This window comes from Streptomyces sp. NPDC031554 (genome assembly GCF_055580685.1).
In genome coordinates this window covers 225,950-242,809 of sequence record NZ_JBVIKX010000012.1, presented here as the reverse complement: position 1 = coordinate 242,809, position 16,860 = coordinate 225,950, and the positions used below count along the sequence as shown (strand labels likewise).

4 protein-coding genes are annotated in these 16,860 nt (G+C 75.4%); all 4 read right to left on the bottom strand.

Features of this window, described 5'->3' with window-relative positions:
- Positions 1–92 precede the first annotated feature (92 nt).
- The 4 genes from fabG to ACZ5FU_RS28180 are packed head-to-tail and all read right to left on the bottom strand — an operon-like array spanning position 93 to position 16,769.
- Positions 93–836 carry a 3-oxoacyl-ACP reductase FabG gene (gene fabG / locus ACZ5FU_RS28195; RefSeq protein ID WP_469047304.1) on the bottom strand — a complete coding sequence of 248 codons (744 nt, stop codon included), beginning with the start codon at positions 834–836 and terminating at the stop codon, positions 93–95.
- Positions 833–1,621 carry a thioesterase II family protein gene (locus ACZ5FU_RS28190; protein WP_469047302.1) on the bottom strand — a complete coding sequence of 263 codons (789 nt, stop codon included), beginning with the start codon at positions 1,619–1,621 and terminating at the stop codon, positions 833–835. Before ACZ5FU_RS28190 ends, fabG begins: the two co-directional genes overlap by 4 nt.
- The gene (locus ACZ5FU_RS28185; protein WP_469047301.1) at positions 1,618–10,962 is read right to left on the bottom strand and encodes an amino acid adenylation domain-containing protein; all 9,345 of its coding nucleotides are present in this window, start codon (positions 10,960–10,962) and stop codon (positions 1,618–1,620) included. Before ACZ5FU_RS28185 ends, ACZ5FU_RS28190 begins: the two co-directional genes overlap by 4 nt.
- A gap of 2 nt (positions 10,963–10,964) precedes the next feature.
- Entirely contained in the window at positions 10,965–16,769 is a 5,805-nt protein-coding gene (locus ACZ5FU_RS28180) for a type I polyketide synthase (protein ID WP_469047299.1), read from the bottom strand.
- Positions 16,770–16,860 lie beyond the last annotated feature (91 nt).

The following is a 16,860-nucleotide window of genomic DNA, read 5'->3' as shown; positions in this document are numbered from 1 at the left end:
TTGCCGAACTCCCTCGGGGGAGGTGACGGTTCAGGCCAGGCGGTGCCTCCCGACGTGTGCGGGACGGGACGCGCGGCCGGAGGCCGGCGCGGTCAGTGGAAGCCGCCGTCGATGCGGAACACGCTCCCGGTGATGTAGGCCGCGCGGTCGGAGAGCAGGAAGGAGACCAGGTCCGCCACTTCCTCCGGCTCGCCCAGACGGCGCAGCGCCACCCGCTCCACGGCGCGTTCCCGCACGTCCTCGGGAAGCCGCCGGACCGGATCGGTGGCGATGTAGCCGGGGGCCACCGCGTTCGCGCGGATGCCGTACCGGCCGACCTCCTGCGCCAACGACTTGGTGAAGCCGATGACGCCCGCCTTGGCGGCCGCGTAGTTGGTCTGCCCGGCGTTGCCCAGCAGGCCGGCCACCGACGACAGGTTGACCACCGCGCCGTACCGCTGCCGCGTCATCTCCTCGACGACCGCGTGGCAGACGTGGTAGACGCCGTCCAGGTGCACCCGGAGGACGTCCTGCCACTGGTCGTTCTCCATCAGGGCGAGCGGGGCGTCGTGCAGGACGCCGGCGGAGGTGACCAGCGCGGTGACCGGCCCGAGGGCGTCCCGCACCCCGGCGACCAGGGTGCGGACCGCTGCCGGGTCGCTGACGTCGGCACGCCGGGCGTACACCTTCCGGCCCAGTTCCCCGACCTCCTTCTCCAGGGTCCGCGCCGCCGCGCTGTCCGAGGCGTAGCACAGGGCGACGTCGTAGCCGTCCCGCGCGAGCCGCAGGCAGACCGCCCGGCCGATACCGCGGGTGCCGCCGGTGACCAGGGCCACCGGGCCGGTGCTGATGCTCATGGAACCTCCGTCGCTCGGGATGGGGACCTCTCGGGGTCGAGGGGGTCGGCGGCACCGACCGCTTCCGCCACGGCGGCGAGCAGCTCCCCGGCCGCGTCACCGAGGTAGAAGTGGCCGCCGTCGACCAGCCGGTGCCGGAACGGCCCGGCGGTGAACCGCCGCCACTCGCGGACCTCGTCGGGCGGCACGACGGTGTCGGAGCGGCCGGCGAAGGCGGTGAGCGGGGTGCGGAGCGGGCCGGAGGGCCGGTGCCGGTATCCCTCCAGCACCGCGTAGTCGGCGCGCAGCGTCGGCAGCACCAGGGCCATCAGCTCCCGTTCCTCCAGCAGCCGGCGCGGAGTGCCGCCCAGGTCGGCCAGTTCCGCCCGCACCTCCTCGTCGCTCGCGTGCCGCAGCGACCTGCGCCGGTGGACCGTGCCGGGGGCGGCGGACGCGGAGACGAACAGGTGCCGGGGCAGGGGGGCGCCGCGCCGGTGCAGCAGCCGGGTCAGCTCGTAGGCGATCAGGCCGCCCATGCTGTGGCCGAAGAACGCGTACGGCACCTCCAGCGCCGGCTCGATCCGGTCCGCCAGCCCGTCCAGCAGGGCGCCGAAGTCCTGGAGGGCGGGCTCCCGGACCCGGATGCCGCGCCCCGGCAGCTCCACGGCGCACACGTGCAGACCGCGCGGGGCGAGGTCGTGCCACCCCTGGTAGGCGGCGGCGCTGCCGCCCGCGTAGGGGAAGCAGAACAGCTGGCAGCGGGCGTACGGGCCGGGCCTGCGGCTGATCGTCCACGGTCCGCTCACGGATTCCCGTCCTTCCCGGCGCGGCCGTCCCCTTCGCCGGGGCCGGCGGGCAGGACCATGTCCAGAAGCAGGGCGCGCAGCTCGGCCACCGGAAGGTCCGGACGGCGCAGGACCAGGTCGACGGCGGCCGGCCACTGGTGGGCCAGCACCCCCATCACCTCGGGGCGCACGTACTCGGGCCGGAACAGCCACATGCCCCGCATCTCGTCCCCGTCCTCGCGCATCATCAGGTACAGGTCCAGGTTGTGCGGCCGCATCACGGTGATCAGCTCGGACAGCACGCCGTCGTCGCCCACCCCCGTTCTGGCCGGCTCGACCGTCAGCCCCTCCAGGTCCAGGGGGTCCCCCCTGACGCCGAGCATGTTGAACAGGATGCGCATCGGCATCGGACCGTCGCCGACCTCGCCGTCGGCGATCAGGGCGCGCAGCGGGACGTTCTGGTGGGCGTACGCCTCCAGTTCCGCCTCGTAGACCCGGTGGAGGAGGTCGCGGAAGACGGGGTTGTCCCTCATCCGCGACCGGGCGGCGAGGATGGCGACGAACGGGCCGACCATGCGCTGGGTCTCGGGCCGCTCCCGGCCGGACAGCGGGTGGGTCAGCACGATGTCGTCACTGCCCGAGTACGCGGACAGCAGCAGCTGGTAGGCCGCCAGCAGCACCATGAAGGTGGTCACGCCCTCCTGCCGGGCCGTCTCCCTGAGCGCCTTGGTGGTCACCGCGTCCAGCACGAAACTGCTGGTGAAGCCCTCGGGCGCGGTGACCCGCTGGTGCGCGGGGGCCCGGAAGTCCAGTCTCCGGGGAGCGCCGCGCAGCTCGTCGCGCCAGTAGGCGACGTGTTCGTCGAAGGCGCCGTCGGCGAGCAGCGCCCGCTCCCAGGCCGCGTAGTCCAGGTGCTGGACCTCGACCTCGGGCAGGTCGGGGGCCACGCCGCGCACCCGGGCCCGGTAGAGCGCGTTCAGCTCCTCCACCAGGACCTGGAAGCCCCAGTGGTCGACGACGATGTGGTGCAGGTCGAGGGCCAGGACGTGGACGTCGTCCGCCAGGCGGAACAGCAGCGCGCGCACGAGGTGCCCGTCCTCGATGCGGAACGAGCGGTTCATCTCGGCGTCGACCAGCTCGCGCAGCCGCTCCGCCCGGGCGTCCGGACCGAGGTGGCGCAGGTCGTGCGCCTCCACCGGCCAGGCGGTCACCGGCTGGAGGAACTGCAGCGAGCGGGAGCCCCGGTCGACGTAGCGGGTGCGCAGGACGTCGTGGCGCCGCAGCAGATCGTCCAGGCAGGCGCGCAGCGCCGGTTCGTCCAGGGGGCCGGTGAGCTGCCAGGCCGCCACCGCGTTGTGGTGCGGGTGGTCGGGACCGACCGGCTGGAGCAGGAACTCCAGCTGCCCGAAGGACAGCGGGACGCCCCGGCCGTGGTCGGCTCCGGTGGGGATGCGCCCGTGGACGGACGCCTCGACGGACGCCCGCCTCCCGGCCGGCTCCTCCCGTCCGGCGGGGGGCCCGGTCCGCCGGGCGTGCCCGGTGAGGTCCCGCAGCGCCGTGTGCCACTCCTCGGCCAGCTCCCGGACCGCTTCCCCGTCCAGCAGGCCGGGCGCCCAGGTCCACCGCGTCACCAGCTCCGGACCGTCCGGGCCGTCCTGGGCGACGGCGTTGATCTCCAGGGGGTACGGCAGGGGAGCACCGGGGTCACCGCCGCCGACGTCGGGCACCTCCGACGCGGGCAGCGGCGCCCAGGCGGTGTCCGGCGCCGCGGTGGGCACCCGGCCCAGATAGTTGAACACGGCCTGCGGCGCGGGCAGTCCGGCCAGGGCACGGGCGGCGTCCGGGACGAGGTGGCGCAGCATGCCGTAGCCCAGACCGTGGTACGGGGCCTCCCGCAGCCGCCGGCCGGTACGCCGTACGTCCGCCGCCGGGTCGGGGCCGGCCGGTTCGAGCCGGACCGGGCTGATGCTGGTGAACCAGCCGACCGTACGGGACAGCTCCACCCCGGCGCCCAGGCCCTCGTGGCGTCCGTGGCTCTCCACGTCCACCACGACCGCACCGGGCGCGCGCCCGGTGCGGCGGCCGCGCCACCCGGTGAGCGCCGTGCCGAGCGCGGTCAGCAGGACGTCCTGGACACGGGCGTCCAGCGCGGCCGGAGTCCGCTCCAGCAGCGGCCGGGTGTCCTCGGCGGGCAGCATACGGGTCAGCTCGCCGGCCCGGGCCACCAGGTCCCGTGCCGGGTCCGGTGCGCCGTCCACCAGGGGCACGGCGTCCCTGAGCACCTCCTGCCAGTGCGGGAGTTCGGCGGTCAGGGTGCCGGAGGCGGCACGGCCGGCCAGCAGCCGCGCCCAGCGCCGCATCGAGGTGCCGCCGGCCGGCAGCGCGGCCGGCCGGCCGGCGTCGGCCGCCGCCCAGGCCGCCTCCAGGTCGGAGAGCAGGATCCGCCAGGACACGCCGTCGACCACCAGGTGGTGGGCGACCAGCAGCAGCCGGCCCGGCCGCCGCGCGCCGTCGTCGAACCACAGGGCCTGCACCATCACCCCGTCCGCGGGCGCGAGCCGCTTCCGTGCCGCCGCCGCCTCCGCCGCCTCCCGCTCCGCCCGAGCGGCCTCGGTCAGGCCGGCGGTGGTGACCCTGCGCAGGCACTCCCGGGCCCGCACGGTGCCCGCCTCGCGGACCTCCAGGCGCCAGGTGCCGTCGGCGCGCACCACCAGCCGCGAACGCAGCATGTCATGGTGGTCGAGCACCGCCTGCAGCGCCGCGGTCAGCGGCCCCGGCCGGACGTCGGCGGGCAGAGTCACGGCCGCGGCCATGCTGAAGGCGTCCACGGGGCCGCCCAGCAGGCGCTGCCGCTCCACGACCGGCGTCGGCAGCACCTCGCCGGTGCCGGTGTCGTGCACGGCCGTCACCGCGCGGCCGTCCCCGGCGCGGTCGGCCTGCGCCGCCAGCTGTTCCACCGTCTGGTGGGCGAAGACGTCCCGGACGGTGATCACCAGTCCGGCGTGCCGGGCCCGTGCCACCAGCTGGGTCGCCTGGATGCTGTCGCCGCCCAGGTCGAAGAAGCCGCTGTCCACACCGGCCTCGGGCAGACCGAGCACCGCGGCGTACGCCTCGCACAGCGCCCGCTCCGCCGGCGTGGCCGGGGGCCGGGAGGGGGCCGTGCGGGCGGGGAACCGCGGCTCGGGCAGGGCCTCGCGGTCCACCTTCTCGTTGGCGGTCATGGGAAGGGCGTCCAGCACCATCACCGCCGCCGGGACCATGTACGCCGGCAGCCGCCGGGCCAGCCGGTCCCGGACCGCGACCGGATCGGGGGCCGCGCCCCGGGCGGGCACCACGTAGCCGACCAGCTCCCTGCCCCCGGCCGGGCGCCGGTGCACCGTCACGGCGGCGGCGCTGATCCCGGGCAGGGCGGTCAGGGCCGACTCGACCTCACCGGGCTCGATCCGGAAGCCGCGGATCTTGACCTGGGTGTCGGTACGGCCCAGGTAGTCGATCCAGCCTTCGGGCAGCCGGCGGACCAGGTCGCCCGTGCGGTACATCCGCTCCCCGGGGGGCCCGAAGGGATCGGCCACGAACCGCTGGGCGGTCAGGGCCGGGTGGCCCAGGTAGCCGCGGGCCAGTCCCTCGCCCGCCAGGTACAGCTCGCCCGGCACTCCCGGCGGGACCGGACGCAGGTTCTCGTCCAGGACGTAGGCGCGGGTGTTGTCCATCGGCCGGCCGATGGGCACCGACCCGTCCTCCGACAGCCGGAAGGCGTGGGTGAGCGCGAACGTGGTGGTCTCGGTGGGGCCGTAGCCGTTGCGGAACTCGGTGTCGGGGCACAGTTCCAGGGCCCTGGCGACGGCGCGGGGCGAGGCCGCCTCACCGCCGGTGAGCACCTCGCGCATGCCCGCCAGCGCCTGCGGGTGGCGCTCCACCAGCAGGTTGAACAGGGTGCTGGTGAAGAACGCCGAGGTCACTCCCTGCTCGACGACGGTTTCGACCAGCAGCTCGAGGTCGAGCGGGCCGGCCGGTCCGACCACGACCCGGCCGCCGGACAGCAGCGGCACCCACAGCTCGTAGGTGGAGGCGTCGAAGGCGGTGGGCGAGTGCATCAGCACCCGGGTGTGGCGCCCGTTCGCCCACAGCCGGTCGGTGGCCAGGCCGATCACGTTGCGCTGGGTGACCTCGATGCCCTTCGGGGCACCGGTGGAGCCCGAGGTGTACATCACGTACGCCAGGTGGTCCGGGTCGGCCGCCGCCCGCGCGACGGTCCCGTCGCCGTCCCCGCCGGTGTGGTCGAGATGGTTCACGGTCAGCACCCGGACGCCGTCACCGGCCGGCAGCTCGCCGTCCGAGCCGTCGGTGAGCAGCACCGGCGCGCCGGTCTCCGCGAGGATCAGGCGCTGCCGGTCCAGCGGGTAGCGGGGGTCCAGGGGGACGTACGCCCCGCCCGCCTTGACCACCGCCACGATCGCCACCACCAGGGCGGCCGAACGCTCCATCCGCAGCGCGACCCCGGTCTCCGGTCCCACGCCCAGCTCCACCAGCCGCCGGGCCAGCCGGCCGGCCGCGGCGTCCAGTTCGGCGTAGGTCAGCCGCCCCTCGCTGCCGGCCACCGCGACGGCGTCCGGGGTCCGCGCGGCCTGGGCCTCGAACAGCTCCGGCAGACCGCCCGGCGGCGTCGGCCGGGCGGTGTCGTTGTGCTCGACCAGCTCCCGGTGACGCTCCACGGGGGTGAGCAGGTCGATGTCGCCGATCCGCCGGTCGGGGTCCGCGGTCACCGCGGTGAGCAGGGTGCGCAGGCGGCGCAGCAGGTTCTCGGCGCTTCGCCGGTCGTGGACGTCGGCGTTGTACTCCAGGCAGCCGTCGATCACGTCCGGGGCCGAGCCGGGGGTGCGGCGGTCCTCCAGCAGGAAGGACAGGTCCATCCGGGCGGTGCCGGTGAAGACGGGGACGGGCCGCACCTCCAGCCCCGGCAGGTCCAGCACCGCGTCCGGGGTGTTCTGCCAGGCCACCATGGTCTGGAACAGCGGGGGATGCGTGGCGGAGCGGCTCGGCGACAGCGCGTCCACCAGGGCGTCGAAGGGAAGGTCCTGGTGGGCGTGGGCGTCCAGGCTGCGCTCCCGCACCCGGGCCAGCAGCTCCCGGAAGGTGGGCCTGCCGGAGACGTCCACCCTGAGCGGCAGCGAGTTGGTGAACAGCCCGACCAGGTCCTCGGCGGCGGTGTCGGTGCGTCCCGCGACGGCCGTGCCCAGGGGGATGTCGTCGCCCGCGCCCAGCCGGTGGTACAGGGCGGCCAGCGCGGCCTGCACCACCATGAAGTCGCTGGCACCGCAGGCCCGGGCGAGGCCCGCGACGGCCTCGCGCAGTCCGGCGTCCCAGCGGAAGGTGACGACCTCGCCCCGGTACGTCGGCTCCGCGGGGTGCGGCCGGTCGGTGGGCAGGGCGATCCGTTCCGGCAGGCCGGCCAGGACCTCCCGCCAGTGGGCGAGCTGCCGGTTCCACAGGCTGTCCGGGTCGTCCCTGTCGCCCAGCAGCCGGTCCTGCCACAGCGTGTGGTCGGCGTACTGCACCGGCAGCGGTGTCCAGCCGGGTTCCCGGCCGTCGCGGCGGGCGGTGTAGGCGGCGGCCAGATCGCGGGTGAGCGGCGCCATGGACCAGCCGTCGGCCGCGATGTGATGCACCGTCAGCGAGAGGACGTGTTCCTCGGGGCCGACGGAGAACAGCCGCGCGCGCAGCGGCACCTCCCGGGTCAGGTCGAACGGGTGCCGGGCGGCGGCGGCCAGCGCCTCGTCGAGGGAGTCCGGCCCGGCCCCGGCGACCTCCAGCGCCGGGCGGGCCTGCCCGGCGGGCAGGACGAGCTGGCGCGGCACGCCGTCGGTGTCCGGGAACACGGTGCGCAGCGCCTCGTGCCGCGCCACCAGGTCACCCAGCGCGCTCCGCAGGGCGGCGACGTCCAGGGGGCCCGTCAGCCGCAGCGCGACCGGGATGTTGTAGGTCGCGGACGGACACTCCAGGCGGTGCAGGAACCACAGTCTGCGCTGCGCGTGGGACAGCGGCAGCACCTCGGGGCGCTCGACGGGCGTCAGGGCCGGCCGGGCGTCGGAGGGGTCCCGGTTCCCGGACAGGTGACGGGCCAGACCCGCGACGGTCGGGTCCTCGAACAGGGTGCGCACCCCCAGCTCGGCGCCGAAGGCCGCCCGGATCCGCGAGACGAGCCGGGTCGCGAGCAGCGAGTGGCCGCCCAGGTCGAAGAAGTCGTCCTCGACGCCCACCTCGTCGTGGCCGGTCAGCTCGGCGAACAGGGCGCAGAGCGCCCTCTCCGTGGCGTCACGCGGTGCGACCCGGTCCGCCCCGCCCGGCCCGCCGCCGTCGGGCGCGGGCAGCGCGGAGCGGTCGATCTTGGCATTGGGGGTCAGCGGCATCGCGTCCAGGACGACGAAGGCCGCCGGGACCATGTACCCGGGCAGCCGCTCGGCGAGGACGGACCGCAGCTCCCGCGGGTCCGGGGCGCCGGCCGCGGGATCGGCCACCAGGTAGGCGACCAGCCGCTGGTCGCCGGGCACGTCCTCACGGACGCGCACCACCGCCTCGCGCACCGACGGGTGCCGCAGCAGCGTCGCCTCGATCTCGCCCAGCTCGATCCGGAAGCCCCGCAGCTTCACCTGGTGGTCGATACGGCCGAGGAACTGCAGTCCGCCGTCGTGACGGCGGCGGACCAGGTCCCCGGTGCGGTACAGCAGGTCGCCGGCGCCGTCGCCGAACGGATGCGGCACGAACCGCTCCCGGGTCAGTTCGGGCCGGCCGAGGTAACCCCGGGCGAGCCCGTCACCGCCGATGTACAGCTCACCCGGCACCCCCGCGGGCACCGGCCGCCGCGCCTCGTCGAGGACGTACAGCTCGGTGTTGGCGATCGGCTCGCCGAGGGTGACCGGGCTGCCCGGTGTCACCTCGGCGACCGCCGACCAGATGGTGGTCTCGGTGGGGCCGTACATGTTCCACAGCTCCATGCCGAGGGCCGGCAGCCGCTCGGCCAGGTCGGCGGGCAGCGCCTCGCCGCCGGCCAGGACCCGCAGCCCCGGCACGCCCGGCCAGCCGGCGTCCAGCAGCATCCGCCAGGTGGACGGGGTGGCCTGGACGACGTTCGCCCCGCAGGAGCCGATCAGCTCCGCCAGCCGGGCGCCGTCGGAGGCGGTGGCACGGTCCGCCAGCACCGTACGGCCGCCCTCGACCAAGGGCAGGAGCAGCTCCAGCATGGCGATGTCGAAGGAGAACGTGGTGACCGCGAGCAGCGTGTCGTCCGCCGTGAACCCCGGGCGTTCCCCCATCGACCGCAGGAAGTTGCCCAGGGCCCGGTGCGGGATCCGCACCCCCTTGGGGCGGCCCGTGGAGCCCGAGGTGTAGATCACGTACGCCAGGTCGTCGAGGTCGGGACCGGTCGCGGGCGGCCCGGCGGGCTCCGCCCCCGGCCCGTCGTCCGGCTCCGCCCCCGGCTCGTCGTCCGGCTCGTCCAGGCACAGCACCGCGGCGTCGACCGGCGGCAGTCTCCCGGCCTCCGGGCGGCGGGTGAGCAGGACGGGAAGGGCCGAGTCCTCGATCATGAACGCGACGCGTTCCGCGGGGAACCCCGGATCGATCGGCACGTACGCGCCGCCGGCCTTCAGCACCGCCAGCAGCGCGACCACCATGTCCACGGAGCGTTCCATGCAGATGCCCACCAGCACGTCCCGTCCGACGCCCCGGCGCACCAGCCGGCGGGCGAGCAGGCCGGCCCGCCGGTCCAGCTCGCCGTAGCCGACCGCCTCCGCGTCGCAGCGGACCGCCTCGGCGCCGGGCGTGCGCGCCGCCTGCCGCTCGAACCGCCGGTGTGCGGCCAGGGGTTCGGGCCAGTCGCGGCGGCCGGTGCGGTGCCGGTCCGTCTGCTCCCGCAGCTCCGCGTCGGTCAGCATCGCCACCTCGCCGACGGGACGGTCCGGGTGGGCGAGCAACTGGTCGAAGAGGACCTCCAGATGACGTGCCATGTTCTCGACGGTGGCCCCGTCGAACAGGTCGGTGTTGTACTCGAACCAGCCGCTGAGGCCCTCCGGCCTTTCGAAGACCTGCAGTTCCAGGTCGAAGCGGGCGGTGGAGGTCTCCACCTCCATGAACTCCACGCGCAGCCCGGCCGCTTCCGTACGGGGCATCTCGACGTTCTGGAAGACGAAGGAGACCTGGAAGACCGGGCTGCGCGACAGGTCGCGCGGCGGCTTCAGCTCCTCCACCAGGCGCTCGAACGGCAGCTCCTGGTGGGCGAAGCCGTCCAGGCACACCCGGCGCACCCGCTGGAGCACCTGCCGGAAGGAGGGGGCGCCGGACAGATCGGTGCGCAGCGCCAGCATGTTGACGAAGTAGCCGATCAGCGGCTCGACCTCGGCGCGGCCCCGGTTGGCGACCGGCACGCCGACCACGAGGTCCTCCTCCCGGCTGCAGCGGTGCAACAGCACCTGGAAGGCGGCCAGTACGGTCATGAAGGGGGTGGCGCCCTCGGCCCGGCCGAACTCCCGCACCCGGTCCATCGCCTCGGCGGACAGTCGGAACGGACGGGACGCGCCGCGTTCGGACTGCACCGCGGGGCGCGGCCGGTCGGTGGGCAGTTCCAGCGCGGCCGGGGCACCGGCCAGGGCCTGCTTCCAGTACTCCAGGTCGGTGTCGAAGGCCGCGGCGGCGAGCCGCTCCCGCTGCCAGGCCGCGTAGTCCGCGTACTGGACGGGCAGTTCGGGCAGGTCGGCCGGGGTGCCCGAGACGTAGGAGACGTAGAGTCCGATCAGTTCGCCGAAGAAGATCGAGGTGGACCACAGGTCACCGGCGATGTGGTGGATGGTGTAGACGAGGACGTGCTCGTCCGGGGCCAGGCGCAGGAACGTCATCCGCGTCAGGGGGCCGGTGCTCAGGTCGAAGGGGCGGCGGAACTCCGCCTGCGCCAGCTCCCGGATCCGTTCCCGCTCGTCGGGCGCGCCCCGCAGACGGGCGCAGTCCACCACGGTGATCCGCGGACGCAGGTCGTCCGTGACGACCTGGACCGGTTCCCCGTCGGCCTCCTCGAAGACCGTGCGCAGGGTCTCGTGCCGGCGGGCGACCTCGTCGGTGGCCCGCCGCCACAGGTCGATGTCGAGCGGGCCGATCAGCCGCACCGCGGCCGGCACGTTGTTGGCCGGGGTGCCGGGCGTCAGCTGGTCCAGGAACCACATGCGGCGCTGCGGGAACGACGCGGCGAACCGCTGCCGCTTCGGCTTCGCCCGCCGGAGCTGCTGGTCCTGCCGCTTCCTGCGGGCCCGCAGACGTTCGGCGAGCAGCGCGCGCCTCTCCTCGGGGGAGAGGTCCTCCGGGACGGTGGTGCTCATGCTCAGACCCCCTCCTGCTCGTCGTGTTCCCGTTGCTCCTCGGCCAGCAGTTCCCGCAGCCGGGCCTCCACCTCTTCGTCGGACAGGTCGGAGAGGTCGGACAGGTCGTCGAGACCGTCGAGACCGTCGAGACCGTCCGGCGCGTCGAGGCCGTCCGGCGTGTCGTCGGCGGTGTCCGCGCGGTCCAGCCGGCGGATCGTGTCCGGGGGCGCGTCCTGCCGCTCCCGGGCCGTCTCCAGCAACGCGACGGTGTGGACGACGGTGGGCGAGGCGAAGAACTCCCGGAGGTCCACCTCCACCCCGAACCGGCTCCGCAGCCGGGTGCCGATCTGCACGGCGGCCAGGGAGTGCCCGCCCAGGGCGAAGAAGTCGTCCTGGACCCCGACCTCCTCCAGACCGAGGATCTCCCGCCAGATCAGCGCCACCGCCCGCTCGTCCTCGGTGGACGGCGCCTCGTACGGCGTGTCCAGGGCGGGACGCGGATGGGCCGCGGCCGGGGCGGTGAGCTGCCCCAGCTCCCGGGCGAGCAGCTCGGGCGTGAGCGCGGCGAACAGCTCGCGCCGGGCGGTGAAGTCCCTCGCCGAGACGACCACGTGGTCCGGGAGGACCGGGGCGTCGAGCAGGCGGGCGAACACCTCGACGCCCTCCTCCTCGCCGATGCCGTCACCGAGCGAGTCCAGCAGCGCCGACCGGGCCTGCCGGGGCCGGTCGGCCGCGGGTTCCCGCGCGTCCCGGGCCACCTGCTCCAGCAGCGCGTCCATGTCCTTGATCCGCTTGACGCCGAAACCGGTGACGGCGACCAGCAGCCGGCCGTCGGTGCCGAGCATCTCGATGTCGCAGGACAGGGTCTCGCCGTCGCCCGGGTCGTGGGTCTCGACGCTGCACACCACCGTGCCGGGCAGCCGGTCGTACACCCGGACGGCGCGGTAGGTGAGCGGCAGGTAGTACAGGTCGGTGGCGTGGACGCGGAACGCGCCGCCGGCCATGTCGAGGAGCGCCGGGTGCAGCGGGTACTCCTCGACGTCGCCCAGGAACGCGTCGTCGAGACGGAGCGTGGCCAGCAGCCGGCGACGTCCGACGTGCAGGGTGCGCATCATGCGCCAGCGGGGTCCGAACCGGAACTCCAGCGGCCCGTTCCCCCGCTCGTAGACGTCCAGCCGCATCCGCTCGCGCAGCGCCTCGGGGGTGTCCAGGACCTCGTCGGCCTCGCAGCGGACACGGAGTTCCTCCAGGTCGCGTACGGTCTCGGGGCCGCGTTCGGCGAACGTCACCCGGCCGATGGCGTGGTCGCGCCAGGAGCCGCCGTGCCGGCTGCGCACGGCGAACCGCAGCCCGGCACCGCCTTCGTCGTCCGGGAGCCCGTCCGCGGCGTCCTCCTCGACGATCAGGTGCACGGTGCGGGACTGCCCGTCCGGAACGATCACCGGGTGCATGAAGAGCAGGTCCCGCACCTCGGTCACGCGCTCCCCGGCCCGCTCCGCCAGCGCGGCCTGCAGCAGGTCGACGAAGGCGGTGCCGGGCACCAGGCCGTGCCCCATCAGACGGTGGTCGTCGACCACCCAGGTGTCCGCCGTGCTGTAGGTCGCGGTGTAGTGGGCCGACCGGCCGGTGCTCTCCAGCAGGCGCAGCTGCGGGTGCCCGGTCGGTGTGCCGCCCGCGGGATCACCGCCGCCGAGCCGCTCGGCCAGGCCGGCCGCCATGCCCACCCCGTTCCAGGTGTCCCAGGCGACGGAGGTGACGGCCGTGGTGCCACCGCGCCGGTTGCGCCACTCGGCGTAGGCGTCGAGGAAGGCGTTGGCGGCGCAGTAGTCGCTCTGGCCCGGACCGCCCAGCACCCCCGTGACCGACGAGCACAGCAGCAGGAAGTCCGGCTCGTCGCCGCACACCCGGTCGAGCACCAGGGTGCCCAGCGTCTTGGCGGCCAGCACCCGGTCGGCGTCCTCGGCGGACTTGCGGGCCATCGTCCCGGTGGACGGGACGCCCGCGGCGTGCACCACACCGTGCAGGGCGCCGGCCGCCTCCCGCAGCGTCCGCACCGCCTCGGCGGTCTGCTCCGCGTCGGTCACGTCGGCGGTGAGCGGCAGGACGCGGGCGCCCAGCTCCCGCAGCCCGCGCAGCCGCCGGACACGGACGCTCGTCGGGTCGTCCGGGCCGTGCGCGGCCAGCCAGCCGTCCCACTCCGCCTCGGCGGGCAGCGGCGAACGGCCCAGCAGACCGAGCACCGGTGCGTCGACGCACCGCGCGAGATGTTCGGCGAGGGCCAGCCCGATCCCGCCGAGACCACCGGTGATCAGGTAACCGCCACCGTCCCGCAGCCGCACCGCACCGCCGCCCGTACCGCCGTCCGCACCACCGCCCGTACCGGCACCGGCCGGCGTCAGGGGGGTGAAGTCCCGTACCCACCAGTGCCGTCCGCGCAGAGCGAGGTCGCGTTCCCGGACGGGGCGCGTCAGCATGTCGCACACCGCTGCCACCGAGGTGTCCCGGGGCGCGGCGAGGTCGGTGCCGGAGACGTCGAGGGTGCGGACCGCGACCCCGGGCAGCTCCTGCGGGATCACCGTGGTCACGCCGGTCAGGGTGGCCAGCTCCGGCCGCAGCTCCTCGTCGCCGGTGACGCTCCGGACGCCGTGGCAGACCACGTCCACCGTGACCGGTGCGGCCGGCCGCACCTCGTCGAGGCCCTGGGCGAGGGCCAGCAGCGAGTCGAAGCCGGCCGCGCGGCCGGCGCGGAGCCGGTCGGCGTCCAGGACGGGGGAGCTCTCCGGAGCGAGGCCGAACAGGTGGACGAGGCGGAGCGCCTCCGGCGCGCGGGCGTCCAGGGCCTTGAGCAGCGCGGCGCAGTCCTCGCGGCGTGCCGGGTCGAGCGTGAAGCGGTCCTCGCCCGCGGCGGCGAACCCGGCGCCGCCGGAACGGACGGTGACCACCGACGCCCCCCGCCGCTCCAGCAGCCCGGCGAGGGCCCGCCCCAGTCCGGTCTCCTCGCCCAGCAGCACCCACAGCGTCCCGGGGGCCGTGGCGGCGGGGACACCGGGCGTCGGCGCCAGCCGCCGCCAGCCCGGGGCGAGGAGCCAGTCGTCGACCGCGGCGCCGCGCACCGGGGCCCGCCCGGCCTGCGGGCCGGCTCCCCGCCCGGGGACGCCGGGACCGGGTTCCACCCAGTAGCGCTCCCGCTGGAAGGCATACCCGGGCAGCCGCACCGCCGGCCGCGGCGGGTCCGCGGCGTCGTCCGTGACGGCCCCGGCACCCCGGACCGCGGCCCAGTCGACCTCCACGCCCGCGCACCAGGCGGTGCCCAGCCCGCGCAGCAGGTGCACCCGGTCGTCCTGCCGGTCCGCGGGGTGGCGCAGCGACGTGACCAGCGTGCGGTCGGCGCTCCAGTCCCGGTGTCCGCGGGCGAGGTCGCCGAGCGTACGCCCCGGACCCGCCTCGATCAGCACCAGGGCCGGGTCGGCCAGCAGTTCGGCCAGGGTGTCGGCGAACCGCACCGGTGCGCGCAGGTGGCGGCCCCAGTACTCCGGGTCGGTGGCCTGCTCGTCGGTGATCCAGGTGCCGGTCACGTTGGAGAGGAAGGGGACGGCCGGGGGGCTCAGCCGGACCGTGCGCGCCTCCTCGGCCAGCGGGGCGACGGCGCCGTCCATGGAGGGCGAGTGGAAGGCGTGCGAGGTGCGCAGCCGACGGCAGGGGACACCCCGCGCCCTCAGCTCGTCCTCCAGCGCGTCGACGGCCGGCGTCGGACCGGAGACCACCGTCAGCTCCGTCGAGTTGACGGCGGCCACGCTCAGCCGGTCGTCCAGCAGGGCGCGGGTCGCGTCCTCGGGCAGGAACACGGTGAGCATGGCGCCGGGCTCCAGGTCCTGCACCAGCCGGCCGCGGAACGTCACCAGCCGTGCCGCGTCGGCCGGGCTGAACACCCCGGCCAGGCAGGCCGCGACGTACTCGCCGACGCTGTGCCCGGCCATCGCCCGCGGCCTGACGCCCCAGGACGTCCACAGCCGGGCCAGGGCGTACTCCACCGCGAACAGGGCGGGCTGGGTGAGCGCGGTCCGCTCCAGCCGCCGCGCGGCCTCCGGGTCGTCGGCGGACGGGGCGAGGACCAGCGCGCGCAGGTCCTCGCCGAGGTGCGGGGCGAACAGGCCGGCGCACGCGTCGAACTCGGCGGCGAACACCGGTTCGTGGTCGTACAGGTCCTTCGCCATCCCGGGGTACTGGGCGCCCTGCCCGGGGAACAGGAAGGCGACGGGGGCCCGGTGGCCCGCGGGGACGGGCCGGCCGGCCGGCAGCGGCGCCCGCAGCGCGGCGACCGCCTCGTCGTGGTCGCGGCAGACCACGAAGCCCCGGTGCTCGAAGGCGCGCCGCCGGAGGGCGAGGGTGCGGGCGACATCGGTGAGGGCGTCGTCAGGACGGCGTTCCAGGTGGCCGCCGAGGCGCCGGGCGCCCTCGGCCAGGGCCCCGGGGGTCCGGGCGGACAGCGGCAGCACCACCGGCCGGGCGGGTTCCGTCCCGGACGCGGGCGGGTCACCGGCGGGCGGAGCCTCCTCCAGCACCACGTGGACGTTGGTGCCCCCGATACCGAACGAGCTCACCCCGGCCAGCCGCGGACGCCCCTGCCCGGGCCAGGGCCGCGCCTCGGCGGGGACGTGGAACGGGCTGCTCTCCAGCGCGAGTTCGGGGTGGGGGCGGCTGAAGTGGAGGGTCGGCGGGATGACGCCGTGCCGGAGGACCAGCACGGTCTTGATGAACGAGGCGATCCCGGCGGCGGCGTCCAGGTGCCCGATGCCGCTCTTGACCGAGCCGATCGCGCACCGCCCGACGGCGTCGGTGTCCTCCCGGAACACCCGGTTGAGGGCGGCGAGTTCGATCGGATCGCCGAGCGCGGTGCCGGTGCCGTGGGTCTCCACGTAGCCGATGTCACCGGCGCGCACCTCGGCGACCGCCAGCGCCTCGGTGATCACCTCGGCCTGGCCGTCCGTGCTGGGCGCCGTGTAACCGGCCTTGAGGGAACCGTCGTTGTTGACCGCGCTGCCCCGCACGACGGCGTCGACCCGGTCGCCCGCGGTCCGCGCGTCGGCCAAACGGCGCAGGACGACGACGCCCACGCCGTTGCCGGGCACCGTGCCGCCCGCGTCGGCGTCGAACGGCCGGCAGTGGCCGTCGGGGGAGAGGACGCCCCCCGGCTCGTAGGCGTACCCGTCCCGGAGCGGGGCGCCGACGCTCACACCGCCCGCCAGCGCGATGTCGCACTCGCCGGCCAGCAGGCTCTGCACGGCCAGGTGGACGGCGGTCAGCGAGGTGGAGCAGGCGGTCTGCACGGTGATCGCCGGACCGGTGAGGCCCAGCTTGTAGGCGGCCCGGGTGGACAGGAAGTCCTTGTCGCCCGCGAGCACGGTCTGGTACATGCCCGCCGCCCCGACGACCTGCGGATCGGTCATCACGTTGCGCAGCAGGTAGCTGTTGAACCCGGCCCCGGCGAACACGCCGATCCGCCCGTCGAAGTCCTGCGGCACGCATCCGGCGGACTCCAGGGCCTCCCAGGCGCACTCCAGGAACACCCGGTGCTGGGGATCCATGATCTCCGCCTCGCGCGGGCTGAAGCCGAAGAAGGAGGCGTCGAACCGGTCGGCGTCCGCCAGCTCCCCCTTGGCCCGCACGAACCCGTCCCGCTCCAGCAGGTCCGGGTCGACGCCGGCGGCCCGCAGCTCCTCGTCGGAGTAGGAGGTGATCCCCTCCCGGCCCCGCGTCAGGTTCTCCCAGAAAACGTCCAGATCGGGGGCGCCGGGGAACCGCCCGGCCATCCCGACGACCGCCACGCGGCCGTCGTCCCCGCCCGAGCCGGGAAGCCCCCCCGTCCCGGAGAGCTCGGCTGTCGCGCGCACGTCGGACTCGGGGACCTCGGGCTCA